We start from the raw sequence: 25,440 nt of genomic DNA on the forward strand, positions 1-25,440 counted from the left end.
TGTTTTGTTGTTGCTTCGACAGGAGCCTGCTGCCGAAGTGGATGAGGAATCACCGTCAGGGTTATTCCAGCATCAGTAAAAAAGTGCCTACCCACAAAAACAGAATGAATGAAACGCCCATGAATAAGTACTTCACTGATTTTTCTCCAGCAATATCACGCCAGCAATGATTCCGATTGTGCGTTTACCGTTCAGGAACCGCCTGATTTTGGGCTGTTCCTCCAGCCATCGCTGCAATGCAGGCCGATGACGGAATCGGCGCTAATCTACGCCGGGTGAAGGGCGAAGTTCAAGAGGGATAACGCGAGATTCGATGGGAATAGCATTAAAACGCATCCGCTGTTTAGTTTTCATCCGGATTCACTACTGGTGGCTGACCCCATGCTGTGTAGCCGGTTTGATGAACGGGCGTTCAATGCCGGTTTATTAAGGTGTTCAGTGATCCTTAATACCGAAGATTATCGTCGTATTGCCTGCCCTCGTGAGCTGCCATTTTCTCATTCTGTGGGATGACTCAGCAGGTTATACGGTGGCAAGTAGCAGATATAAAAAGAAAAAATGGTTAAATTATGAAAAAGGAACGGAATGTAAATTGCTGTGCTGAATCAGGATACAAATTAGAAATCCCGTGGTAGGCTGTAAGCCGGTGCTGATATTGTTATAGAATTGTAATGGAAAGGGTGTGGCGGATGGCGGTAATAGCGATGCTGTCGGTGTCAGTCACCCTGACAGGCAATCAACAGGGAGACACAGAACCTGATGCAGACAACAGAAGTAGACCAGCGTCTGATAGACATCGACCCGCGCCTGACCATGGTGCTGGTGCCGGGATTGCGTGATAGCGATGAAGATCACTGGCAGAGCTACTGGGAACGTCGGTTTCCCTTCTGGCGGCGTATCCGTCAAAAAGAGTGGTATCAGGCGGATCTGGATCGGTGGGTCCTGGCTATCCGTCGTGAACTGGCGACGTGCGACCGGCCAGCGGTGCTGATTGGTCACAGTTTTGGTGCGTTGGCCGCCTGCCACGTGGTTCAGCAAGGTATGGAAGGCATCGCCGGCGTAATGCTGGTAGCCCCCGCTGAGCCGATGCGCTTTGAAATTGAAGACCGAATTCGCCCTGAGCAACTGGCGGTGCCCAGTCTGGCGTTTGCCAGCCACAATGACCCATTGATGACCTTTTCCCGTGCCGAGTATTGGGCGAAAGTCTGGGGCAGTGATCTGGTGGATGTAGGCGAAGGCGGGCATATCAATGCTGAAGCTGGGTTTGGTAAATGGGAGTATGGGCTGCAACGTCTGGCGGCGTTTGGTGAGTACCTGTCGCCTGCTGGTTGATGCAGCAAGGCTCGTACTCAGGCTGGTGTACTGTGTGGCTATCCCTACCTATCTTCGTCATTGATAGGCTACCAACGCGTTGGTTTGCTTACCTGACGTATAAATTGGCCCATCGGGCGATGGGCCAATGTACCATGAGTTAAGCCAGTGGACGATTTGCCTGCCACCTGGCGTATTGAGCGTATATAACCTGATGAGTCGTCATTAGCACCGAATGGTATGGCGGCTGTTCCTGCAATAAGGTATATCCCTTGTCCTGAGCCGTTACCGATAACGTCGTTGTTACTGGATCGTCGTTACCGGGTATTCGGCTATCGCTGATCGCTCTGGTATCACATTACTGTTCGCTAAAAATACATGGCGGCGGGGTATCACCACCCGTATCGACCGCCAACAAATTAAGGAAAACGCTATGTCAGGTTTGTTTGATCCTATCCATATTGGTGCTATTCAGGCTGAAAACCGTATTGTCATGGCACCGTTGACCCGAATGCGTGCTTTTGATCAGCGCATCCCAAGCGCGCTGTCGCAGGAATATTACGTTCAGCGCGCCAGTGCCGGGATGATCCTGACGGAGGCTACCGCCGTCACCCCACAGGGTGTCGGCTACCCCAATACCCCAGGCATCTGGTCGGATGAACACATTGAAGGCTGGCGCCGCATCAATGCGGCGGTACACGCGGCAGGCGGCAAAATGGTGTTGCAGATGTGGCATGTGGGGCGCATTTCAGACCCCGTCTATCTGGACGGCGAGTTACCGGTGGCCCCCAGCGCTATTGCGGCAGAAGGGCATGTGGCGACGATTCGTCCCTATAAACCCTATGTGGTACCACGCGCGCTGGAAACGGATGAAATCCCAGGGATTGTCGAAGACTTTCGTCGGGCGGCGGAAAACGCCAAACGCGCTGGGTTTGATGGGGTGGAAATCCACGCGGCCAACGGTTACCTGTTCGATCAGTTCCTGCATGATGGCTCAAACCAGCGTACTGATCAGTACGGCGGCTCGATTGCCAATCGGGCGCGTTTCCTGTTGGAAACCGTCGATGCCGTGCTGACCGTCTGGCCAGCGGATCGGGTCGGCGTGCACCTGAATACTATGTCTAACACCCATTCTATGCAGGACTCCGAGCCACAGGCGCTGTTCGGCTATGTGGCAGAACAACTCAATGATCGTAAACTGGCATTTATCTTTGTGCGTGAAGCGTTGGATACCCCACAGCGTATTCTGCCGCTGATCCGTAAAACGTTCCGTGGCGTGGTGATCGCCAACGATGGCCTGACCCGTGACACGGCTGAGCAGCTGTTAGTGGATGGCGAGGCGGATGCGGTGTCGTTTGGGCGAATGTATATCGCCAACCCGGATCTGGTTGAACGCCTGCGTCGTGGCGCACCGCTGAATGAACTCAACGGCAACACGATCTATGGATCGGGGGCGGAAGGCTATACCGATTACCCGGTATTGGCGGAATAAAACCAACGAGGAGGCCATCGGCCTCCTTTTTCCTGGTTACGACCTTTACGGCTGAATCACCGCCGTAGTCAGCCGGGCGACGCAGCAGCGCCGCTGGTGCTCGTCGAGTATCTCTATCTGCCAGACCTGCGTCTTTCGGCCCAGATGCAGCGGTTGACAGATACCCCGTACCTCGCCTTGTGTAACCGCCCGCAGATGGCTGGCGTTAATCTCTACACCCACCACGCTGGCACCCGGTTCGGTACATAGCCAACCTGCTACCGAGCCGAGAGATTCTGCCAGCACCACCGATGCGCCGCCGTGCAACAGGCCGAATGGTTGCCGGGTACGCTCGTCTACCGGTAGCGTCGCTTCCAGGCTGTTGTCAGTCATGTGGGTAAAGTGAATCCCCAGGTGAGACAACATGCAGTCGTCACTCATCTGATTAAGCATGTCCAGCGTGGTGACGCGTTTCCAGATCAATGTGTGTTTCCTCCATCAAGAGCGAATGCCAACGTCACGCGCCCAGCGTGGCGCCGCCGTCGATCACCATATCCTGTAGCGTGACGTGACCAGCCAAATCGGAGGCCAGAAACAGCACCGCATCGGTAATGTCGCGTGGGTGGGCAATTTTGCCGAGCGGAATCCCCAGCTTGAACTGTTCAGGAAAACCAGCGATGGTCTGCTGTTCTGAAGCCGGTGAGTGCCACAAGCTGCGTTGCATCGGGGTATCGGTAGAGCCGGGCGAGACCAGATTGCAGCGTACGCCGTAGGGCGCCAGCTCCAGCCCGACAGTCATGCACAGGCTGCGCAACGCCGCCTTGGAAGCACAATAGGCTGCCATGCCGACCCGCGGCACATGTGCGGCGTTGGAGCCAATTGAAACAATTGCACCGCGGCGTTGTTGCTGAAATTGCGGAATCAGTGCCTGAAAAAAGTGAAAGGCACCGCCAGCGTTGACGTTCAGGCAATCCTGCCAGTCTTGCTGGCTGAGCGCTTCGGTCTGGCCCATACGCAGAATCCCGGCACCGTTAATCAGTACATCCAGATGCGGCGTGTGCGCCAGTTGTGTTGCACAGACCTCAGCAACGACAGCGGCATTGCTGATATCCAGTTCGATGGCGCGAAACGGCTGTTCGTCAGCGGAAAAAACGCGGTCAAACCCGGTGACGGTCGCTCCCGCCTCGGTAAAACGACAGGCAATATCATAACCGATGCCGCGCCCGGCACCGGTTACCCACACCTGCTTACCGCTGAAATCCAGCGTGACGCTCATGCTTCCTCCCGTTGAGGCTGGCTCAGCAACTGATGCCAGTGGCGCAGCGTGGGATTTTTCACCAGCGCCACGAAATCAAGGTCATGACCTTGCTGACGCCAGCGGGTGACCAGCGACATGATGCGTACCGAGTCCAGACCATAATCCAGCAGGTTGTCGTCGTCGCTAATGTCGTCGTCGTCATCCAGCAGCGGCAGCAGTTCGGCGCGCAGGCGTGCCAGGCCGGTGTCGGCCTGCGGCACCAGCGCGTTCAGCAATTGCTCGCTGGTCAGGACCCGGCCACAACGACCTGCGGTGTAACGCAGCGCCATCAGATGTTCTTCCTGAGAAAAGTCCGCCAGTGCATCGGCTACCATGAACGGTTTAATATCGCGCATAAACGCATCGGTGGCGGTCGTCAGGCAACCGATATGCGCGTATACCCCACAGATAATCAACTGATCGCGGCCTGCGGTTTTCAGCCGTTGTTCCAGATCGGAACGCTGGAAGGCGCTGTAACGCCATTTCACCAGCACGGTGTCGTTGGCGTCCGGCGTCAGGGCGGCGGTGATTTGCTGTTGTTCCGGATGACGGTTCAGGCCCGGTCCCCACATGTCGTTGAGCAGCGCCCGGTCAGCATCGCTTTGTTGGTTGGGTTGGGCAGTATAAAACACCGGGATACCCAGCTGATGGCACGCTTGCCGAATACGCACGACATTGGCGATCAACTGTTCGGTCAGCGGACTGTTTTCTCCCCAGAAATTGAGAAAATAGTTCTGCATATCGTGAATCAGCAAGGCAGCGCGCGAGGCGTCAACCGGCCAGTTAACCTTGTTGACCGGCACCTGCTCGATACCGGGAAGCGGATAGGCGTTTAGTTTTGGAATAGCCATGATTTATTCTCCTGCAGCGGTGGCCGCTACGCGCTGTTGCGCCAGCTGGCGTAGCCGCTGTTTATCGACTTTACCCACCGCGGTTTCCGGCAGAATGGGCAGTTGTTCAAATCGGTCCGGTAATTTGTAGTCGGCGATACCCTGCTCGCGCAGATGACGGCGCAGCGCCGCTGCTTTGAGCGGTTCGCGGGTGACCAGAAACGCGCAGCTTTTCTCGCCCATCATTGCGTCGGGCACCGCCACCAGTGCGGCGTTGATCACCGCTGGGTGACGGAGCAACAGGTTCTCGATCTCTTCGGCGGCGATCTTTTCCCCGCCGCGGTTAATCTGATCTTTTTCGCGCCCCACTACTTGCAGATAGCCATCCGCCTGCTGGATAACCACATCGCCGGAGCAGTAGAAGCCCTGATTGTCAAACACCTGGCGGTTATGTGCCGGGCTGCGGTAGTAGCCGCGGAAGGTATACGGCCCACGCGTCATCAGGCGACCCGGTTCGCCGTGCGGCAGCGGATTACCGGCGGCATCGGCCACCCATACTTCGTCATCGTCGCTGATAGGGCGGCCCTGCGTGGTGAATTGATGGGTATCGTCGTCGTCCAACCGGGTGTAGTTCACCAGCCCTTCCGCCATGCCGAATACCTGTTGCAACTGGCAACCCAGCTCCGCCGGTATGCGTCGCGCCAGCGATTCGCTTAACCGTGCGCCACCGACCTGCAATACGCGCAGGCTCGCCAGCGCGTGACGCTCGCCCGATAACGCCACCGCCTCCAGCCACAGTGTGACGGCGGGTGGCACCAGCGCGGTCAGGGTGATGCGGTGCTGTGCAATTAACGGGAAGCAACTGGTTGGGCTGGGGTCGCTTGCCAGCACTACCGTGCCGCCGGCATAGAACACGCCCAGTGCGCCCGGTGAACTGAGCGGGTAGTTATGGGCGGCGGGCAGAGCGCACAGGAAACGGGTGTGGGCGTCAACCTGACAAATTTCTACGCTGCCGCGAATGCTGTAGTAGTAATCGTTGTGAGTGCGGGGAATCAGTTTTGGGGTGCCGGTGCTACCGCCGGAAAGCTGGAAAAATGCCACCTGATCGGCAGGCGTCGGGGTAGCTGGCGTGAGTTCGCCCTCTTCCTGCAACAACTGCGACAGATCCTGTGCTGGGTTGCTGTCGCCGCGCAGGATGACCTGCCGTAGCGATGGACAGCGTTTTTGTAGTTCGTCGATAAAGCGATCATCCGCAAACAATGAATGGCTACGGTCGGCGATTAACAGCGTTGGCGCGATCTGGTCGGCATAGGCGCACAGCTCGCTGCGCTGATGGCTGAACAGGGCGTTGACCGGCACGATGCCTGCACGCAGCAACGCGAAGTAAGTGAGGTAAAATTCGGCGATATTGCCTAACTGTACCAGCGCGGTTTGCCCCGGCGTTATTCCCCGGCGTTGCAGCACGTCAGCCAGTTGCGCCACGCGCTGATTCAACTGGCGGTAACTGAACGTGCGGTCACCGTCGATCAAGGCAATATCGTCATTGTCGGCGTGCCGGGTGAGGATGTCGCCCAGCGGCACATCCAGCCAGTAGCCCCGTTCCCGGTAGCGCTGTTCCAGTTCGGGCGGCCAGCGGGTGAATTCAATCATCATGCTGCACACTCCTGATCCTGTCGCAGACCAAATGCACGCAGCATGGTGCTCAATTTAACGCCGGTTTCGTGCCATTCAGACACGGGCTGAGAGTCTGGCACGATGCCAGCGCCGGCAAACAGTCGCACCCGGTTTTGCTGTACTTCGCCGCAGCGAATGGTCACCACCCATTGACCGTTGCCTTGATCATCGCACCAGCCGACGATGCCGCCGAACAGGCCGCGTGTGAACGGCTCCAGTTGGGCGATGCGATCTCGCGCCGCTTCAAACGGCACGCCGCATAGCGCCGGGGTAGGGTGCAGCAGGCACGCAATCGACAGCGCATTTTCCCGTGCGTCCAACACGTCGCCTTGAATCCGGGTCGCCAGATGCCACAGCACCGGCGTGCTCAGTAGTTCCGGCGTGTCCGGAATAGTGAGCGTCCGGCAGCGCGGTGCCAGCACCCGGCGGATATCATCGGTGACCAGCCGGTGTTCGTGGCGATCTTTGGCTGAGGCCATCAGCGTACGGCGCAGACGTTGATCTTCCACCGGGTCGTCGCTGCGACGGGCTGAACCGGCCAACGGTTGCGACACAATCAGGCTACCCTGTTTATGCAGCAGCAATTCCGGGCTGGCGCCCAGCAGCGCGCCCTGTTCCAGCGGCACGTGGAAATTGTAGCTCCAGGGATTTTGCTGGTTGATCTGTCGCAGCAGGCGGATTGAGTCGAGCGGCTGCTCGGTATCGATATCCAACAGACGAGACAGCACGATTTTATTCAACTCACCGTTACGGGTGGCGGCGACGCCGGCGCTGACCATCTGGCAAAACGCATCGTGACCCGGCACTTCACGTATCCGGCGCGCCCTTATCGGCGTGGCGGGTTGTGTGTCGGGCGGTAGCGTATCGCGTGCGAACCAGTGAGACTGTTGCGGCACGAACAGGCGGGCAGGCTGGCGTTTGTCGAACGGGATAGCGCCCACCAGCAATGGCCGGGCGATACCATCCTGCCTGGCACGGGCAAACAGTGCGTTTACCTGCTGTTGAACGCTGCCTTGCAGGTGGCCGCCATCTGCCACGGGCATCGACAAGGCGGCATAACATCCGCGGGTATGCAGGCTGTTGTCGGGAGACAGAAACAGAAAATCATCGTGCTGAAGCGTGCGAACATCCAGCGATGAAGAGGTGGCTGCGAGCGTTGACACGGGGTTTTCCTTATGTCGGAAGTGGAACAAAATAGTGATGCGCCGGCGTCACCGCAGGGCGGGAAACCCCGCCCTGCTGCCTATTACCAGCTATAGTTGACCGTTGCGACGACAGTACGTCCGCTGCCGTAGAAGCAGGCGGTATCGCTACCGCATGACGCCACGTAGCGCTTGTCGGTCAGGTTGTTGACGTTCAGTTGCACGGTGGTGCCTTTCAACTGCGGTGTGAGTGAACCCAGCTCGTAACGCGCCATCGCGTCGTACAGGGTATAGGCCGGTACTTTGAAGCTCTCGGCGTTATCGCCGTAGGTAGAACCGACATAGCGCACCCCGGTGCCGAGCGTGACGCCTTTCAGCGGACCGTTCTGGAAGCTGTAGCTACCCCAGGTGGAAGCGGAATGGCGTGGAATAGACGACGGTGCTTTGTTGACCTGGTTGGCGGTGTTGCTTTCCTTGGTGACCGCATCGGTATAGGTGTAAGCCGCCATCAGGCTGATTTCCGGCGTCAGTTGCGTATGTACTTCCGCTTCCGCACCTTGGGATTTCACCTTACCGATCTGCTCCTTGTATTGGGTCACGCTGTTGTACGAGGTGATATTTTTCTGCGTGATATCAAACAGTGAGACGGTCAGCAGGGTATTGCTGCCCTTGGGTTGGAACTTGATACCCACCTCGGATTGTTCACCGGTGGTCGGTTTAAACGCAGGTGTGCCGGGTGCGCCGGAGTCCAGGTTGGGTTCAAACGAGGTGCTGTAGCTGACATACGGCGAAATACCGTTATCGAAAGCGTAGAGCAGGCCGGTACGACCGGTGAATTTACTGTCGTCTTGCTGTGTTGACGTACTAGTTATGTGGTTTTGCGTGCGTATTTGGCTCCAGTCATGGCGACCGGACAGCAGCAGGTTCCACTGGTTCCATTCCATCTGGTCTTGCAGATAGACGCCAACCTGATCGAGTTTTTTCTTGTAAGACGTGTCCAGTGCTAGCTGACTGTCGCTGACCAGATAAGAACCACCGTAGCTGGGGTTCGCCCAGTCAAAGTTGTACTGGTCGCCGCGCTTGAGCCAGTAGTTGTAATCGCGATCCTGCCATTTGTAATCCACCCCACTGAGTACAGTGTGTTGGACATCGCCGGTTTCCAGTTTGACCTTAATCTGGTTATCCAGACCGATTTCGTCGGCGTCAAGTTCTTCACGGATCTGACGGCGGGCCAGCGAGGTATCGGAGATTTCCGGGTTACTCGTACTATAAACCAGATACTTGTAGCGCTCCCTCAACTGGGAGTAGCGGAAGTTTTGCTGGAAGGTCACGTTGTCATTGAATGAATGATCAAAAATATAACCGATACCGACCTGCTCGCGTTTTGACCGATTATAGTAGGGGTCGCTGACGTTCAGGTCATAAGGGACATAGCCAGCGCTGGCTTCGGTCACAGTGCCGATTTTAGGCAGGAAGTTGCGAAAGCCCGCCTTAGGATCGTTCTGGTAGCTGGTCAGCAGCGTAAAGCTGGTGTCGCTGTTAGGCAGCCAGGTGATCGCCGGCGCGATGGCGACACGTTTTTCTTTGTAATCCTTGACGAATTCGTCACGGGTGCTGGCGATGCCGTTGAGGCGGTAGAGCAGGGTTTTATCGTCATTGAGTGCGCCGCCAAAATCAAACGCCGCTTCGCCCAGACGCTGATTACCCGCGCTGAATTGCACTTTGTGGATATCTTCTGCCGTCGGGCGTTTGCTGGTCATGCTGATAAGCCCGCCGGGGTTGACCTGTCCATACAATACCGACGCCGGGCCGTGCACCAGCTCTACCCGCTCCAGCAACCAGGGATCTATTTTCCCCAGTGCTGCACCCTGACCACTCAGGCCATAGCTCAGGCCGTCAAGGAACTTTGGCGCGTAACCGAAGCCGCGGGAAATGACTTCATCGTTACGGTTGGAGGAGCCACGGTAGTTGCTGACCACGCCGCTGGAGTAATTCAGCGCGTCGGACACGGAAGAAACCGCCTGCGCATCCATCTGGTCGCGGGTTACTACGGTGACTGTTTGCGGGGTTTTTATCAGTGGTGTGCTGGTTTTGGTGCCGGAAGCGCTCTCTTTCGCCACGATGCCTTTCAGCGGAGCGGTAACGCTCTCACCAGCCGTGGCGGATACGACCATGGTGTCGGTGCCGCTAATGGTGTCCGCCGCCTGTGCGTGTGCTGCCACCAGCAAGGTGGAAGCCAGCACGGCTGGCATCGCATTTTTATTTTTTTGCCAAGACTTTAATTTTGCTAATTGGTTATTCCTGGTGCTACGCATCAGTTCTCCCCTCCTGAGAAAGACCTTATTTTTTATATGTTTCAGGTTATATATTCCCGGCCTTGCCGTTCATCGCATTTATCCAGTTAATTAACTTTAAATTCATGCTGTTAATTTTATCTGTCATACGTTTTTGACCGGGATATCAGTTTTTTATCCCGACAGACATCGGGATTTACATCTTATTGCAAATGTAAATGGTTCTCAATATTATTTCTCTTGTCTAAGAAACTGTAAGTTCACAAACGAATACATTAGTTCTGTTAATTAAATGTAAGTGAAACGTAAAGGGCAGCCCCAGGAGGTTTTGATGTCGGCAGCACAGCCGTCAGGTTTCGCCGCAACACTTTTGTCATCGCCTCAGGCAGGGGAAGACGTTTGGTGGCAACAGATAGCCAGACAGGGAACACCGTTGGTGGAAGCACTGGATGCCGCGCGGGTGCGGGTTACCTTTCTCTGGCGCGACCCGGACGGTGACGAACGCCATTCCGCTATCCGACGGGTGTATGCCGATATCAATGGTGTCACTGATCACCACAGCACCGATCCGCAGAGCCTGGAGCGACTCCCCGGTACTGACATCTGGCACTGGTCGATGGTGATTGAGCATGACTGGCGCGGCAGTTATTCCCTGATCCCGATTGAAGCGGCGCGCTTGCCGCCGGTATTTAGCGACGACGAGCAAGTGCGTAATAAGCAACAACGGGAGTGGTGGTGTTCGCTATTTCCCTGCGCGATTGCTGATCCACTCAACCTGAACCAACCATGGCGAGAACGGTTATCGGCGGCGCATATGCCGGCAGCGTTGCCACAACCGGCCTGGCAGGCGGTGGACAACGGCTCGGCATTGCCGCCGGACGCCACCCGGTTGACGGTGTTTGACTGGAAGAGCGAACAGCTCGACAACCAGCGCCGTATCTGGCTGTACACCACCGGGGTGAGCGATGAACCGGCACAACGGCCATTATGCATTGTGCTGGACGGGCAGAAATGGGCCGACGATACGCCGCTATTTGCCGCACTGGATACGGAAACCGACGCCGGATATTTACCACCCGCGGTCTGGTTGTTTATCGATGCGATTGACGGGGAAACCCGTAGCCGGGAACTGCCGTGCGATGCCGCGTTCTGGCAGGCGGTGCAGCAGGAACTGTTGCCGCAGGCAGCGCGCCTGACACCGTTCAGCAACGACCCGGATCGTACGGTGGTAGCCGGGCAGAGCTATGGTGGGCTGGCGGCATTGTACGCCGGTCTGCACTGGCCGCAGCGTTTTGGCCGCGTGTTAACCCAATCCGGGTCGTTCTGGTGGCCGAACCTGCAATTCATCACCGACTTTGATCAGCGCGACACGCTGGAACCCGGTGTGTTGATCACCGAGGTGCGCCAGAGCGGCCAGACGGCATCGCCGCTGGTGATTTTTCAGGAAGCGGGGCGACGCGAGGCGGATATCGCCTTCGTCAATCAACAGATGCATGAGGCGCTGATAGCGGCGGGGCATCAGGTTCACCAGCGTGTGTATGCCGGCGGACATGACACCCTGTGCTGGCGCGGCGGATTGATTGACGGATTTCGCTGGCTGCTGAACAACGACAACGCCCGATAATGCGCGGCAACTCTTATCACATGAGGTAACAACAATGAGTCAGGAACAACTGAATCCGTTTGACGATGATCGTTTGACGTTTCTGGTGCTGGTCAACGAGCAGCAGCAATACAGCCTGTGGCCAGAGTTTGCCGCGGTGCCGGCGGGCTGGCAGGCGGTATACGGGCCGCAATCCCGTGAGGCGTGTATCGCTTATACCGAAACTCACTGGCAGGACATGCGTCCGGCCAGTCTGCGCACCCGCGAAGCCTAACCGGCGTTCCCAGTCAGACTGTTTCCGTTGACGGAGTAAGGAAAACAACGTGTCAGAGCGATTTAACCAGGCGCAGTCACCCAGCACAGCGCAGTTACCCAACATAACACTTGCACCCAACATGGCACTTTCACCCAATCAAGCCGAATTACCCTGCCAGCCAGCTTCCTCCCACGAATCAACGCTGACGCCGTCGGTGGATTGGCAGGCACTGCCGCTGGCGGCGGCTCAGCCTGGTATCTGGATGGCCGACCAGATAGCCAGCCAGTCGAATGCCTTTACCGTGGCACATGCGCTGGAACTGAACGGCCCGGTCGATCCGGCTCGCCTGCTGGCGGCCATCCGTCAGGGGCTGGCGGAAGCGGATACGGTGCAGGCGCACTTTGGCCTGAATGATCTCGACGAGCCGGTGCAGTGGCTGCCATCCACACCGGGTGCTGTGGCGATGGACGAACCGGAATGGCTGGATTTCAGCGACCCGGCGCAGGGCGAACACGCCGCCTGGGCGCTGATGCACGCGGATCTGGCGGCACCGTTGCCAGCCGATGGCGGGCAACCGCTGTATCGGCAGGTGATTATGCAGGTGTCGGCGCAGCCGGAACGATGGTTCTGGTATCAGCGCTTTCATCACCTGATGGTGGATGGTTTTAGCTTTGATGCGCTTACCCGGCGGATGGTGACGATTTATAACGCGCTTATCGCCGGTGAAACGCCACAGGCGTCGCCGTTTACGCCGTTTGCCGATGTGGTGGCGGAGTATCAAGCGTGGGAACGCTCGCCCGCCTGTCAGCAGGCGGCGGCGTTCTGGCGCGATCATGCCAGCCAGTTACCGACACCGGTGTCATTGGCGGCGGACGTGTGTGAGACCGCGCCAGCAGGCACTCGTACGCTGCACCAGCAGGTGACGTTGCCTGCCGCACCGTTTGTTACGCTGGCGGAGCAACGGTTTGGCGGTAAGGTGCAACCGGCTGAAATCGCTATGGCGGCGCTGGCGGTGTACCTCTATCGTATGAGCGGCGAGCCGCGTTTGTCGGTCGGTTTTCCGTTTATGCGGCGGATGGGTTCAGCGGCACTGTGCGCCTGTGGCCCGGTGGTCAACGTGCTGCCGCTGCAATTGACGCTACAACCTGCGATGACGTTAATCGATGCCGCTCAAATGTTACAGACGGAAATCAAGGCGGTACGGCGTCATCAGCGCTATGAAGCGGAACAGTTGCGGCGTGATCTCGGTCTGGTTGGCGGCAGCGAGGGGTTGTACGGGCCGGTGATTAACTTCAAGGTCTACAACGCCGGGTTGACGCTGGGGAACACGCCGGTAACGACGCACGTGCTGGCGATGGGTCCGGTGGACGACATGGAGTTTACCCTCGGCGTGCAGGACGGCGAGTTACAACTGGAACTGGTCGCCAACCCGGCGCGTTACGACCGCCCCGCCTTGCAGGGGCACGCGCAGCGTCTGCAACACCTGTTGGCGCAACTGGTAGCGCAACCGGATCAGGCCATCGGCGCACTGAACCTGCTCTGCGACAGCGAATGGCGGCATATCGACGGCTGGGGCAGCGGCCCGCGCCTGACGATACCGGCGACGCTGCGCTCAGTACTGGACTGCTTGCAACAACAGGTACAGCAACAGCCGGATGCGCTGGCTGTCGCCTGTGGGCGCGAGCAGCTTAGTTACCACGAGTTGTCGGCGCGGGTGATGCAACTGGCACGCCGGTTGATGGCGCAAGGAATTGGTTCGGGCGATGTGGTGGCGATCGGCGTGCCGCGCTCGGTGTCGTCGGTGGTGGCGATTTTCGCGGTGCTGGCCAGCGGCGCGACTTACATGCCGCTGGATCTGGATTATCCGCGCGAGCGTCTGGCGTTGATGTGCGACGACGCGCGTCCGGCGCTGCTGCTGACCCACAGCGCGGTGCGTGCACAGATGCCGGAATTGCCGCAGATATTGTGCCTGGATGAGTCCAGCTTGCGGGCCGAGTGCGCACGGTTGCCCACCCACCCGGTGACGGATGCGGAACGGCGCGAACCGCTGTGCGGCGACCATCTGGCCTATATGATCTATACCTCCGGCTCTACCGGGAAGCCGAAAGGGGTGATGAGTACCCACGCGGGTTTGCTCAACCTGATGATGTCGCATTCAAGCTTCCTGTTCGGCCCGGCAATCGCCCGTTTCTCACAACAACATGGCCGCCGTTTGCGTGCCGGACACACGGCGTCATTCTCCTTCGATTCCTCCTGGGAACCGCTATTTTGCATGATGATGGGCAGTGAATTGCACATTTTCGATGAAGAACTGCGTAAAGATGCCTGGGCGCTGGTGCAGCATTTTAATCAGATGCCTGTCGATTTATTGGATATCACGCCGTCATTCTTCACCCAGATGATCGACAGCGGTTTGCTGGAATCGGATAACCACCAGCCTGCTTTCATCATGATTGGCGGCGAAGCGGCCACGCCGCGGCTGTGGCAACTGATGCGTCAGCATCCGCAGATGGAAATTCATAATTATTACGGACCGTCGGAATACACCATCGATACGCTGGGCGCACGGGTTACGGTGGCGAGTCAGCCGGTTATCGGCCAGCCGGTCGCTAATACCAGAGTCTGGCTGCTGGATAACCAATTGCGCCCGGTACCGGTAGGGGTACCCGGCGAGCTGTATATCGCCGGGCCGGGGTTGGCGCGCGGCTATTTACGTCGCCCGGATCTCACTGCTACGCGCTTTGTCGCCTGCCCGTTTGTTCCGGGCGCGGTGATGTACCGCACCGGCGACCTGATGCGCTGGCGTCACGACGGTCAACTGGCGTTTATTGGCCGTGTTGACCATCAGATCAAAGTACGTGGTTTCCGCGTGGAACTGGGTGAAGTGGAAAACGCGCTGGTAGCGCTGGATGAAGTCAGCACGGCGGTGGTGATCGCCGAACCGCTCGGCGCGACGCATCGGCTGATTGGTTATTGCTCGGTGCCGGACGATGCCGCCCGCGAACAACCGGATTGCGCCGCCCGCCTGTTGGCCCAACTGGCAGAACAACTGCCGGACTACATGGTGCCGGCGGTATTGATGGTGATGGCGGAGCTGCCGCTGACCGTCAACGGCAAGATTGACCGTCAGGCGTTGCCGAAACCACAGCAGGCCGCTGCGATGATAGGACGCGAACCGGCCACCGACGAGGAACGGTTGATTTGCCAGTCCATCGCCAGCCTGCTGAAGCTGGAGTCGGTCAGCGCGGAGGCGGATTTCTTCGCACTCGGCGGCGACAGTATTTCCGCCATGGGGCTGGGCACACTGTTGCGACGCGCTGGCTGGCAACTAAGACCGAAAACCATTTTCGCCGAACGTACACCGGCGCGTATGGCGCAGGCGATGCAGCCATTGACGGCTGTTGCTGCGCCGGTGCGTACGGTACGGCATGGCGTGGTGGACGGTCTGTCCATCGTGCATAGCTTCGCCCGGCTGGCGGACATCAACCAATTGTTTGCTCACGGCGTATTCCTGTCGGTGCCTGACTCGCTGCAACCAGCACAGCTGGCACAGGCATTAACCGCGCTGGTGCAGGCACACCCGGCGTTAACCTCGCTGACCCGCGACGGGCACCTGGTGATTGAAGCCGCTTCATCACCGACTGTATCACTACAGTGCGACAGGCTAACCGCACAAGAGCCGGTTGAGGTTGCAGCGGAGCGAGCATTTGAAGCGGCAGTGTCGCGTCTTGACCCGGCGGCAGGGAAAATGATGCAGGCGGTATTACTGCAACGCGATGACCGTGCTTGCGGACTGGTGCTGGTTATCCACCATCTGGTGGTGGACGGCGTGTCGTGGCGTGTGCTGCTACCGGAATTGCGTCAGGCGGCTGAAGCGGCGATGGCTGGTCAACTGACCGTGTTGCCCGCTGAAGAGTGTTCGTTGGTTGACTGGTCTGCCAGCCTGAAAGGGCAGGTAACGGCACGCCGTGCTGAATTGCCGTTCTGGCAATCTGCGCTGGTGGCATCGCTGCCACGGTTGGGGCAGCGGCGTCTCGACCCGTCCTGCGATCAGGAACAGACCCGACAGCAGTCGCGCCGGGTACTGGATGCCGGGCTGACCCATGCGGTATTGACGACCTTACCGGAACGTTATCAGGCGCGGGTGGATGAGATCCTGCTGGGGGCGCTGACGCTGGCCTGCCAGCGCCACTTTGGCGTTCAGCCGCTGCGACTGGCGTTGGAATCCCATGGTCGCATTGACACGCCGGAGGGGCTGGATCTTGGTCGTACGGTCGGCTGGCTGACTGCCGAATACCCGGTGTGTATTACTGCGCCAGCTGAACCGGACGCCACGCCGTGGGCTGTGTTGCGGTCAGTGAAAGGGGTGCTGCGGGCGGTGCCGGATCGCGGCATTGGCTATGGCGTGTTGCGTTATCTGGATACACAGAGCGCCGATATACTGGCAGCGCTGGATGCACACGCGCCGGAAATTCTGTTCAACTATCTGGGACGATTCGACGCGAGCGAAGGGCCATGGTCGCCGCGTCGCAGCGAGCGCTATTTCCGCGATGCCTTTGCCGTGATACAGGCACCGACGATGCCGCTCAGTCACCCACTGGACATCAATATTTTTGTTGACGAGCAGGGCGAACAGCCACAGTTGGCTATTCACTGGGGATGGGCGCATGGGGTGTTCGACGCTGATGATATCGACGCGTTGCATCAGGGGATGACGCAGGCGATTGAGGCGTGGCGAGATCTGGCGGATTGTCCGCCGCTGTCCGATACGCTGGTATCCGCTGACGTGGCGCAGGACGGCGTTAGCGACGCGGTGCTGGAACGCCTGCGTCAGCATTACGGGCCGCTGTCGGCGGTGTTGCCGGTGCTGCCGTTACAGCAAGGGCTGCTGTTTCACGCGCAACTGGCGCAGACCGCGGGGAGTTATAATTCGCTGACCCGGCTGTCGCTGCGCGGCCCGCTGTCGGTGGCGCAACTGAGCCAGGCGCTGGAAGCGGTGGTACGTCATCACCCGCAGCTGGCGGCGCGCTTTGATACCGAACAGGCGTCGGTGCCGTTGCAGGTGTTGCCGGTGCTGCGTGACGACCAGTGCTACTGGCCGCTGGAGAACCAGACGTTACCGGCCATGTCGGCAGATGAGGAAGCTGATGCCTTGCTGGTGCTGGAAAAAGCTGAACTGGCGCGCGACCTGTTCCATCAGCCCTCATCAATGCTACATGCCTTGCTGGTCAGCCACGCGGACGGGGAACGGCATACGCTGTTTCTGAATGCGCATCATCTGGTGGTGGATGGCTGGTCAACCCCGGTATGCCTGCGCGACCTGTTCACTGCGCTATATCAGGGGAGTTACGCGCTAACACCGCACCGGGTGGCGTATGCCGACATTATTCGCCAACTGGCGGCCCGCGACGCGCAGGCGTCACGTCAGCGCTGGCACGACGTGCTGATGGGTGCCCGCCCGACCCTGCTATTTGGTGACGGACCGCATCATGGTGATGGTTCGTATCATGATGAAGTGCGTGAGTTGGAGTTACTGCCGGAACCGCAACTGGAACAAGGCTTACTGGCGCTGTGTAAACAGTATGGCCTGACGCTCAATAGCGTAATGCAAGGCATCTGGGGGATGTTACTGTGCGCCAGTAGCGGCGCGGACGATGTGCTGTTCGGCTCGCCGGTGTCCGGTCGCTTCGGGCAGATTGACGGCATCAGCCAGCAGGTTGGGTTGTTCAGCAATACGCTGCCGGTGCGGGTACGGCTGGATGCGTCGCGGGCGTTGCCGCCGCAGTTGGCTGAATTGCAGGCGCAGCAAATCCAGTTGATCGAACATGATGATGTAGGGCTGGGGGAAATCCAGCAACTGGCTGGCACCGGTACGCTGTTCGACACGCTGCTGGTGGTGGAGAATTACCCGGATGGCGATGAACTGAGTCAGCCGGGGCAGGCGCTGCGCTGCGAGGCGGTCAACAATCGCGGCTATACCCACTATCCGCTGACGCTGTTGGTACTGCCCGGCAAGCGGCTGCGATTGTTGATGGAATACCGCGACAGCGTGACGCAGCCGCAGCGGCTGGCACAACGCCTGTTGCTGCTGCTACAACAACTGGTGGCTGAGCCGGAACGCCCGCTGTCGGCCTGGACGTTGCAGCTGCCGGAAGAACAGGCGTTACTGGAGAAGGTCAACCGCACCGAACAGCCGGTACCGCCGGGGACGTTGCATCAGGCATTGGCGGCGCAGGCGCAACGCACACCGGATCGCATCGCGCTGGTGGATTGGCAGCATCAGTTGACTTACCGTCAGGTTCAACGTCAGACCCGGCTACTGGCTGACCGGTTGATCGACGCTGGGGTGCGCCCCGGCGACATCGTGGCGGTGGCGCTGCCGCGCTCGGTACGCCTGAGCCTGGCGTTGTACGCCATTCTGGAAACCGGTGCCGCCTGGCTACCGCTGGATACCGGCTACCCGGATGAACGGCTGGCGCTGATGGTGGAGGATGCGCAACCTCGCCTGATGATCACCGAAAGCAGTTTGCAATCGCGCTTCGCTGAACTGGCCGATGTGCTGCTGCTGGATACGCTGGCGGATGAACGCCAGTCGCCACGTCACTCGCCGCCACCGGTCGCGGAACAGCAGGCGGCTTACGTCATTTACACTTCTGGTTCCACCGGTCGCCCGAAAGGGGTGGTGGTCGGCCATCAGGCTATCGTCAATCGTTTGTGGTGGATGCAACATCAGTACCCGCTAGCGGCGGATGACGTGGTGTTGCAGAAAACGCCGTGCAGCTTCGATGTCTCGGTATGGGAGTTCTTCTGGCCGTTGATGGTCGGCGCCCGGCTGGTGATGGCGCCGCCGGATGCACACCGTGATCCGGATGCGCTGGTACAGTTGATCAACGACTACGCGGTGACCACCATGCACTTTGTACCGTCGATGCTGGCGGCCTGGGTGAGTGCGCTGGAAACACGCCCGCGTACGGAAATCGGCTGTGGCAGCCTGCGGCGGGTATTCTGTAGCGGTGAAGCGTTGTCACGTGAGCTGGCGCTGAATTATCAATCGATGATTGCGGCGCCGTTGCATAACCTGTACGGCCCGACCGAAGCGGCGGTGGATGTCACCTGGCAGCCGGCATCCGGCGAGGCGCTGGAACGCTGTCAGTTGCCGGGCATTCCCATCGGCCTGCCGGTGTGGAACACCCAACTGCGTATTCTGGACGGCGCACTGCGGCCAGTGCCGGTCGGTGTACCGGGCGATCTGTATCTGTGCGGTGTTCAACTGGCGCAGGGGTATCTGCGCAGGCCGGATTTGACCGCCAGCCGTTTTGTGGCGGACCCGTTTGCCCACGGCGAGCGGATGTACCGCACCGGCGATATCGCACGTTGGCTGGAAGATGGCATGGTAGACTACCTGGGGCGCAGCGATGACCAGTTGAAAATCCGTGGTCAGCGCATCGAACTGGGGGAAATTGAGCAGGTACTGCTGGCGCAGCCCGGCGTGGCGCAGGCGGTGGTTGGTGCACGTGAGCTGGGCGGGAAACCGACTCGTCTGCGCGGTGCCGATGCCCGGCAACTGGTGGCGTGGCTGGTGCCGCAGGCCGGTATCTCGCTGGATGTTGACCAGTTACAACAGGCGCTGTCCCAGCAACTGCCGGCCCATATGGTGCCGGTGAGTTATGTGCTGATGGCGTCATTCCCGCTCAGCGCTAACGGCAAGCTGGATCGCAAAGCGCTGCCAGCGCCTGCCGGGCAGCAGGCTGCCGGACGCGCACCGCAAACTGACGGCGAACGGGTGATCGCCGCATTGTTCGCTGAATTGCTGGCGTGCGAGACAGTGTCGGCAGATGACGATTTCTTCGCGCTGGGCGGCCATTCGTTGCTGGCCATGCGGCTGGCTGCCGAGATTCGCCGACAACTGCAACGGTCGCTGACGGTGGGGCAGATTATGGCGGCGCGTAGCGTAGCCAGCATTGCCGCGCTAGTGGAGGGCAATGCTGACAGCAACCACCCGGATGGCAATGGCGAAACGCTGCCGTTGCGTCCCGGTCGTGGATCGGTATTGTTCTGTCTGCATCCGGCGTCGGGATTTGCCTGGCAGTATGCAGGGTTGTTGCGGTATCTGGATGGAGATTACCCGATTGTCGGGTTGCAATCACCACGGCCAGACGGGGTGATTGCCCGCTGCGAATCGGTGGACGAGATGTGTGATCGCCATCTGGCGACCATCCGGCGTATTCAGCCGCAGGGGCCGTATTTCCTGCTGGGTTATTCGCTCGGCGGTACGCTGGCACACGGCATCGCGGCGCGGTTACGGCAGACAGGTGAAACGGTGTCGTTCCTCGGCTTGCTGGATACGTATCCGCCGGAAGGACAGGACTGGACCGCGCCGGATGAAGCCGATGCCCGCGAGGAAGTGGAACGCGAACAGGCCGGGTTTATGGCCGACACGCAGGCGGAGGACGACCTGCAACTGCGGGTGGAACGGGAGGCGATGTTTGGCAATATCGTCGCCAACTATCAGGATGCGGTACGGCTGTTGTCATCGGCCCGCTCACACCGTTACGACGGTGAAGCCACGCTGTTTGTGGCGACCCGCACCTTGCCGGTTGATATGGATGTTGACGCCACCTGGGCGCCGTATGTCGGCACACTGACGCAGTATCCCCAGCCTTGCGAGCACGCTGACATTCTGTCGCCGGAATCGCTGGAAAACCTGGGGCCATTGCTGAATAAGCTGCTACATCGATGAGTGGGAACATGGCCGACAGCAGTCGGCCATGGAGGCTGTAGACAACCATCTTAATCGTCAGCAATGGGTCTTTCTGGCGTCAAAAACTGTGCCGAGGTGTTCGTCTTCGCCGGGTGAGCCGCATGGACGCGGCGAAAGCCCGTGCCGTGCCTGGAGCACGTCACGGGCGGCCCGAACAGCGAAGGCGAACGCTGAGGGGACCGCGCCAGCGGCATAGTTTAGCCACCAGCCAGAGGTCAAGGAGAGGCGGCGTTTGAGCCTCTCCTTGTCGTGCGTGCGATGATGTCGCAAAGGGATAACGGATGTCATCAAGCACGAAACCTCTCGCAACTCCAACATAAATCACCAATAACAAAACAACAGCGCTGTTTGTCAACAGCGTCAAGGGGCTGGGTGATGGCGGCCACAGGGGACGATAAGGGGCGTGTGGGAAACCGGATCGTCGATGATGACGCAGGCCATGCCAAATACCTCCTGCACCAGTTCGGCGGTGATGATATCGGCGGGGGCACCCTGAGCCATTACGCTGCCTGCGCGCATCACGATCAGGTGATCGGCGTAGCGGCAGGCTTGATTGAGGTCATGCAGCACCGCCACCAGCGTGCGGTCGTGTTGCTGATTCAGTTCGCGGAACAAATCGAGCAAATCAATCTGATGGGCGATATCCAGCCAGGTGGTGGGTTCGTCCAGCAATAACAGCGGTGTTTGCTGCGCCAGCACCATCGCAATCCACACCCGCTGGCGCTGACCGCCGGAAAGCTCGTCCACGCTGCGTTCCGCCAGTTCGCTGACGTTGGTCGCCTCCATCGCCTGTTCTACCGCCGTCTGGTCCGCTTCGCTCCACTGACGCAACAGCGTCTGATGCGGATAGCGCCCACGTGCGACTAAATCCATCACGGTGATGTTGTCCGGTACGATAGCGTGCTGCGGCAACAGGCCCAGTTGCCGGGCCAATGTTTTAGTAGGAATACGGTGGATGCTGGTGCCGTCCAGCAAGACATCGCCTGCCATGGGTTTGAGCAGACGGCACAGCGCACGCAGCAGGGTGGATTTACCACAGGCGTTAGGGCCAATGATGACGCTGAATTTTCCAGCCGGTATCGCCACGCTCAAATTTCGGGCAATGATTTTGTTGTCGTAGCCCAGCGTTAACTGCTTGGCATGTAAAAGCTGTGTCATCAGAATCACTCTTTACAGACAAATTAACAGTGCTGATTACCGACGCGATTCACGAATCAGCAGCCAGATTAGATACAACCCGCCGATACTGATCGTTACCGAGCCGACCGGTAACTGTCGGCCAGTAAACAGATGCTGGGCGACAATATCGGCGGCCAGCAACAGCAGCCCTCCCACCAGCGCCGCAGCGCATAACGGCATGGTGCTGGCGCGGGTCAGACGGCGTGCTATCTGCGGCGCGGCCAGTGCGATAAAGGAAATCGGCCCGGCACTGGCGGTCACTACCGCAATCAGCACGATGCCGCACAGCATCAGCCACAATCGACTGGTTTCCGCGTTAACGCCCAGCGCTCTGGCGCTGTCGTCGCCCATTTCCAGCAGTTGCAATCGCCGGATCAGCAGCAACGCTGCCAGCAGTGTCAGTGGAATCAACAACAGCGCTGGTGTTGCTTTGGCCCAGGTCATACCGTTCAGCGAGCCTGCGCCCCACAGCGCGGCGGTCATCACCGTTTCCAGCGCGCCGGTGATCATTAGCCAGGTGTTGAACGCCGACAGTACCGCACTGACCGCGATACCGACGATGATCAGCCGAAAGCCGCTGATTCCCCGTCGCCACGCCAGCAGGTAGACCAGTAGCGCGGTTGCCAGACCGCCGAGCACTGCGCCGCCTGCAATCTGGTAGTAGCTGCCGTGCAGCACAATGATCGTGACCAGCGCGCCGGTATAAGCGCCGGTATTGAAACCAACCACGTCCGGGCTGCCCAGCGGGTTGCGGGTCAGTGACTGGAAAATCGCACCGCTGACGCCAAGCCCGGCACCGAGTAGTAACGCCACCACCGCCCGTGGGGCGCGCCATTGGGTTACCACGGTAACGGTGCTGGCGTCGCCGTGGCCGGCCAGCGCCTGCCATACCGTGAGCGCCGACAGCGGCAGGGTGCCGAGGCTGACCGCCAGCGTCAGCAGTACAGCGCTGCCCAGCAGCAGCGACAGGTTGATCCACAGCGCACGCAACGGCAACTGGCCGCTCATCAAGCCGCCGGGCGCGCGCAGGAACAGGGTTCGGGTAGACATAGCGTGTTTCCTAAGATTTGCGCTGGCGCACCAGCCAGATCAGAACCGGCGCGCCGATAAAGGCGGTGACGATGGAAACCCGCAGTTCACCCGGCACCAGCAGACGACCAATAATATCGGCGCAGAGCAGCAGTATCGGTGCGAACAGCAGCGAATAGATCAGAATCCAGCGTTGATCGGGACCGGCCCACCCGCGTGCGATGTGGGGAATCATCAGACCGACGAACCCAATCGGGCCAGCCAAAGCGGTGGCGGAACCACACAACAGCATTACCGACAGCATCGCCATCATGCGGATCAACGCAACATGGGTGCCGAGCGCGGTGGCGAGATCTTCCCCCATGCTGAGCGTATTCAGCGAACGGGCGGAAAGAAAAGCCAGTGCGCAGCCCAGCAGCACGGTGGGCGTCACCCAGGCAACGTTGCTCAGCGAGCGGATATCCAGCGTACCGGCTTCCCATAAGCGCAACTGATCAAACGCCTGCGGGTTGAGCAGCGACAGTGACGAGGTAAAGCCCGACAACACCGCACTCAGTGCTACGCCAGCCAGCGTCAGGCGTATCGGGTTGACCCGCCCACCACTCAGTGTGCCGATGATCCACACCATCAGGCTGGCTGCCAGTACGCCGAGCCAGGCGAAACCCAGCCACGAGGCTATGCCGGTAATGCCGAAGACGCTGATGCCGAGCACGATGGCGAAGCTGGCACCGGCATTGACGCCGAGAATACCGGGGTCAGCCAGCGGATTGCGGGTCAGCGCCTGCATCACCGCGCCGGCGGCACCCAACGCCATTCCCACCAGAATGCCCGCCAGAGTACGCGGCAGACGAGCCTGTAAAACGATGATGCTATCCGGGCCTTGCAGAGTGCCGACCAGACTATGCCAGACGACTTCCGGTGCGATAGCGTGCGCGCCCAGCATCAGGCTGGCGAGACAGATCAAGGCAAGCAGTAGCAGGCAGGGAATAACACCGGCGATACGTCGGCCTGTTAACGATAGCCGCACGCGCGGCAAGCCGGCAGGTATGCTTGCCTGACCGGGAAGATGTGGACGCATTGATAAGAATGGCTTTATTAAAAAATGCATATGATTATTATTATCATTAATATTGTGGCATGACTAGGGTAACATACGGGTTTCGGCAAAGACATTGACCTGAAGCCGGGTTAGCGCCATTTTACTGCGCCGCGCCTTGCCCGATGTGGGATTCTGGCAGTCCGCGAATGGTAGCGGCACTGTGCGACCCATACCGCATTTTCATTAAGAACAGGAATTCAACCAACCTCATGGCTAAATCTTCTTTTTTTCTTGATTTCAGTTTGCTCAAGCAGAATGCGCATTTTCGCGCCATTTTTGTGGCCCGCATGTTATCGGTGTTTGCGCTCGGTATGTTGACCGTCGGCGTGCCGGTGCAGATTCAGGCAATGACCGGTTCTACGTTGCAGGTCGGGATGGCGGTGGCGCTGGATGGCATCGGCATGTTTATCGGGCTGATGTTGGGCGGGGTACTGGCGGACCGCTTTGATCGTCGCAAACTGATTTTATTTGCCCGTGGCACCTGTGGACTAGGTTTCGTGGCGCTGAGTCTGAATGCATTTTCCGGCTCGCCGTCATTGCTGGCGCTCTACGTGCTGGCTGCCTGGGACGGCTTTTTCGGCGCACTTGGGATGACCGCCCTGATGGCAGTCATCCCATTGCTGGTCGGGCGTGAAAACTTACCTGCTGCCGGGGCGCTGACCATGCTGACGGTGCGGCTGGGAGCCATTTTATCGCCGGCGCTGGGCGGCGTGATTATTGTCGCGGGTGGGGTGGGCTGGAACTTTGCCGTTGCTGCTGCCGGAACGCTGGCGACCTTGATCCCGCTGGTGCGGCTACCGGCAATGAAGCCCGCGTCGAGCGAGCCGGAGCACCCTTTGCAGGCGCTAGCTGGCGGGGTGCGTTTCGTTTGTACGCATCCGGTGGTGGGATGCGTGGTGCTGCTGGGTATGCTGGTCAGCATAGTCGGGGCAATGCGGGTTCTGTTCCCGGCTCTGGCGGGTGATGCTTATCATGCCGGGCCGTCGGCGGTGGGGTTGATGTATTCTGCGGTGCCGCTGGGCGCGATGTTGGGCGCGTTTACCAGCGGTTGGGTATCGGGCGTGCAGCGACCAGGATACATCCTGCTGGGGTGCGCGACAGGTGCGTTTCTGGCTGTGGGGTCGCTGGGGCTGTTCAGCCATTTATTGCCTGCGCTGCTGGCGTTGGTCTGTTATGGCTATTTCAACGCCATCACGTCCTTATTACAGTTCACCCTGATCCAGAGCCATACGCCGGATCATCTGCTGGGACGAGTCAATAGTCTGGGAACGGCGCAGGATGTCACTGGTGATTCAGTCGGGGCACTGATTCTGGGCATTATGGGCAAGCTGCTGGCGCCTGCGACCAGTATTCTGGCTTTTGGTACGGCAGCAGCATTGCTGGGTAGCGTGATGGCGTTGCTGGTGCGTCCGCTGCGTCAGTGCCGTTTTGGCGAACCGGCAGCCGCGCCGGAAGAAGAGCAGACCAGCGACGTAGTGCACGAAGGGTAAACGC

Annotated in this window: 16 protein-coding genes and 1 pseudogene; 7 read left to right on the forward strand and 10 right to left on the reverse strand. The window is 59.3% G+C overall.

Translation table 11 applies throughout. The annotated features are described in order from the left end of the window. Nucleotides 1-61 precede the first annotated feature (61 nt). On the reverse strand, nucleotides 62-121 hold the full coding sequence (gene ypdK / locus Dpoa569_RS19780; RefSeq protein ID WP_099048981.1) for a membrane protein YpdK: 60 nt from the start codon (nucleotides 119-121) through the stop codon (nucleotides 62-64). A 215-nt stretch (nucleotides 122-336) separates the two neighbouring features. On the opposite strand from ypdK, the pseudogene Dpoa569_RS19490 reads away from it, so the two are divergent. From Dpoa569_RS19490 to Dpoa569_RS05365, 3 genes and pseudogenes are all read left to right on the forward strand, one after another. Further along, nucleotides 337-513 (forward strand): annotated as a pseudogene (locus Dpoa569_RS19490) (YbaK/prolyl-tRNA synthetase associated domain-containing protein); the annotation flags it as partial. A gap of 246 nt (nucleotides 514-759) precedes the next feature. Then, on the forward strand, nucleotides 760-1,332 hold the full coding sequence (locus Dpoa569_RS05360) for an RBBP9/YdeN family alpha/beta hydrolase (protein ID WP_042871888.1): 573 nt from the start codon (nucleotides 760-762) through the stop codon (nucleotides 1,330-1,332). A gap of 412 nt (nucleotides 1,333-1,744) precedes the next feature. Further along, nucleotides 1,745-2,803 carry an alkene reductase gene (locus Dpoa569_RS05365; protein ID WP_042871886.1) on the forward strand — a complete coding sequence of 353 codons (1,059 nt, stop codon included), beginning with the start codon at nucleotides 1,745-1,747 and terminating at the stop codon, nucleotides 2,801-2,803. A gap of 45 nt (nucleotides 2,804-2,848) precedes the next feature. Here the strand turns inward: Dpoa569_RS05365 and Dpoa569_RS05370 are convergent, their stop codons facing one another. The 6 genes from Dpoa569_RS05370 to Dpoa569_RS05395 all read right to left on the reverse strand — a co-directional run bounded on the left by Dpoa569_RS05370 (nucleotide 2,849) and on the right by Dpoa569_RS05395 (nucleotide 10,040). After that, complete coding sequence (locus Dpoa569_RS05370; RefSeq protein ID WP_042871884.1) at nucleotides 2,849-3,265, reverse strand: hotdog fold thioesterase; 417 nt, start codon at nucleotides 3,263-3,265, stop codon at nucleotides 2,849-2,851. Nucleotides 3,266-3,299: 34 nt separating this feature from the next. Further along, the gene (dhbA, locus tag Dpoa569_RS05375) at nucleotides 3,300-4,058 is read right to left on the reverse strand and encodes a 2,3-dihydro-2,3-dihydroxybenzoate dehydrogenase (protein ID WP_042871882.1); all 759 of its coding nucleotides are present in this window, start codon (nucleotides 4,056-4,058) and stop codon (nucleotides 3,300-3,302) included. Next, a complete protein-coding gene (locus Dpoa569_RS05380; RefSeq protein ID WP_042871880.1) occupies nucleotides 4,055-4,930 on the reverse strand; it encodes an isochorismatase family protein in 876 nt (291 codons plus the stop codon). The genes dhbA and Dpoa569_RS05380 overlap by 4 nt, the downstream gene beginning before the upstream one ends. 3 nt (nucleotides 4,931-4,933) lie before the next feature. Further along, nucleotides 4,934-6,562: a (2,3-dihydroxybenzoyl)adenylate synthase gene (locus Dpoa569_RS05385; RefSeq protein WP_042871879.1), complete on the reverse strand. Its 1,629-nt coding sequence runs from the start codon at nucleotides 6,560-6,562 to the stop codon at nucleotides 4,934-4,936. Continuing rightward, entirely contained in the window at nucleotides 6,559-7,746 is a 1,188-nt protein-coding gene (locus tag Dpoa569_RS05390) for an isochorismate synthase (RefSeq protein WP_042871877.1), read from the reverse strand. The genes Dpoa569_RS05385 and Dpoa569_RS05390 overlap by 4 nt, the downstream gene beginning before the upstream one ends. Before the next feature lie 83 nt (nucleotides 7,747-7,829). After that, entirely contained in the window at nucleotides 7,830-10,040 is a 2,211-nt protein-coding gene (locus tag Dpoa569_RS05395) for a TonB-dependent siderophore receptor (protein ID WP_146411131.1), read from the reverse strand. Nucleotides 10,041-10,350: 310 nt separating this feature from the next. Here Dpoa569_RS05395 and fes point away from each other — a divergent pair, with 310 nt between their 5' ends. The 3 genes from fes (at nucleotide 10,351) to Dpoa569_RS05410 (ending at nucleotide 20,618) form a co-directional block, all read left to right on the forward strand. Next, complete coding sequence (gene fes, locus Dpoa569_RS05400; protein ID WP_042871875.1) at nucleotides 10,351-11,643, forward strand: enterochelin esterase; 1,293 nt, start codon at nucleotides 10,351-10,353, stop codon at nucleotides 11,641-11,643. A 34-nt stretch (nucleotides 11,644-11,677) separates the two neighbouring features. Then, nucleotides 11,678-11,896, forward strand: a complete 219-nt coding sequence (locus Dpoa569_RS05405; protein WP_042871873.1) for an MbtH family protein — start codon at nucleotides 11,678-11,680, stop codon at nucleotides 11,894-11,896. Between the two features lie 121 nt (nucleotides 11,897-12,017). Beyond that, the gene (locus Dpoa569_RS05410; protein ID WP_227983187.1) at nucleotides 12,018-20,618 is read left to right on the forward strand and encodes an amino acid adenylation domain-containing protein; all 8,601 of its coding nucleotides are present in this window, start codon (nucleotides 12,018-12,020) and stop codon (nucleotides 20,616-20,618) included. A 381-nt stretch (nucleotides 20,619-20,999) separates the two neighbouring features. Here Dpoa569_RS05410 and Dpoa569_RS05415 read toward each other — a convergent pair whose 3' ends face one another. Genes Dpoa569_RS05415 through fepD form a run of 3 tightly spaced genes read right to left on the reverse strand, consistent with a single transcriptional unit; the run spans nucleotide 21,000 to nucleotide 23,955 of the window. Beyond that, complete coding sequence (locus Dpoa569_RS05415) at nucleotides 21,000-21,797, reverse strand: ABC transporter ATP-binding protein (RefSeq protein WP_146411134.1); 798 nt, start codon at nucleotides 21,795-21,797, stop codon at nucleotides 21,000-21,002. Between the two features lie 36 nt (nucleotides 21,798-21,833). Continuing rightward, nucleotides 21,834-22,868, reverse strand: coding sequence for an iron-enterobactin ABC transporter permease (gene fepG / locus Dpoa569_RS05420; protein ID WP_042871870.1), 1,035 nt, complete (start codon nucleotides 22,866-22,868; stop codon nucleotides 21,834-21,836). 10 nt (nucleotides 22,869-22,878) lie between these two features. Continuing rightward, complete coding sequence (gene fepD, locus Dpoa569_RS05425; RefSeq protein ID WP_128569761.1) at nucleotides 22,879-23,955, reverse strand: Fe(3+)-siderophore ABC transporter permease; 1,077 nt, start codon at nucleotides 23,953-23,955, stop codon at nucleotides 22,879-22,881. A gap of 200 nt (nucleotides 23,956-24,155) precedes the next feature. Here fepD and entS point away from each other — a divergent pair, with 200 nt between their 5' ends. Next, the gene (entS, locus tag Dpoa569_RS05430) at nucleotides 24,156-25,436 is read left to right on the forward strand and encodes an enterobactin transporter EntS (RefSeq protein WP_042871865.1); all 1,281 of its coding nucleotides are present in this window, start codon (nucleotides 24,156-24,158) and stop codon (nucleotides 25,434-25,436) included. The last annotated feature ends 4 nt before the right edge of the window (nucleotides 25,437-25,440 follow it).

The sequence above is a fragment of the Dickeya poaceiphila genome (assembly GCF_007858975.2).
Lineage (GTDB): Bacteria > Pseudomonadota > Gammaproteobacteria > Enterobacterales > Enterobacteriaceae > Dickeya > Dickeya poaceiphila.

Bases quoted from the DNA above. Each gene is read 5' to 3' on its own strand.
- Dpoa569_RS05360 (WP_042871888.1), top strand. From the start codon at position 760: ATGCAGACAACAGAAGTAGACCAGCGTCTGATAGACATCGACCCGCGC.
- Dpoa569_RS05365 (WP_042871886.1), top strand. From the start codon at position 1,745: ATGTCAGGTTTGTTTGATCCTATCCATATTGGTGCTATTCAGGCTGAA.
- dhbA (WP_042871882.1), bottom strand. From the start codon at position 4,058: ATGAGCGTCACGCTGGATTTCAGCGGTAAGCAGGTGTGGGTAACCGGT.
- Dpoa569_RS05380 (WP_042871880.1), bottom strand. From the start codon at position 4,930: ATGGCTATTCCAAAACTAAACGCCTATCCGCTTCCCGGTATCGAGCAG.
- Dpoa569_RS05385 (WP_042871879.1), bottom strand. From the start codon at position 6,562: ATGATGATTGAATTCACCCGCTGGCCGCCCGAACTGGAACAGCGCTAC.
- Dpoa569_RS05395 (WP_146411131.1), bottom strand. From the start codon at position 10,040: ATGCGTAGCACCAGGAATAACCAATTAGCAAAATTAAAGTCTTGGCAA.
- fes (WP_042871875.1), top strand. From the start codon at position 10,351: ATGTCGGCAGCACAGCCGTCAGGTTTCGCCGCAACACTTTTGTCATCG.
- Dpoa569_RS05405 (WP_042871873.1), top strand. From the start codon at position 11,678: ATGAGTCAGGAACAACTGAATCCGTTTGACGATGATCGTTTGACGTTT.
- Dpoa569_RS05410 (WP_227983187.1), top strand. From the start codon at position 12,018: ATGGCACTTTCACCCAATCAAGCCGAATTACCCTGCCAGCCAGCTTCC.
- Dpoa569_RS05415 (WP_146411134.1), bottom strand. From the start codon at position 21,797: ATGACACAGCTTTTACATGCCAAGCAGTTAACGCTGGGCTACGACAAC.
- fepG (WP_042871870.1), bottom strand. From the start codon at position 22,868: ATGTCTACCCGAACCCTGTTCCTGCGCGCGCCCGGCGGCTTGATGAGC.
- fepD (WP_128569761.1), bottom strand. From the start codon at position 23,955: ATGCATTTTTTAATAAAGCCATTCTTATCAATGCGTCCACATCTTCCC.
- entS (WP_042871865.1), top strand. From the start codon at position 24,156: ATGGCTAAATCTTCTTTTTTTCTTGATTTCAGTTTGCTCAAGCAGAAT.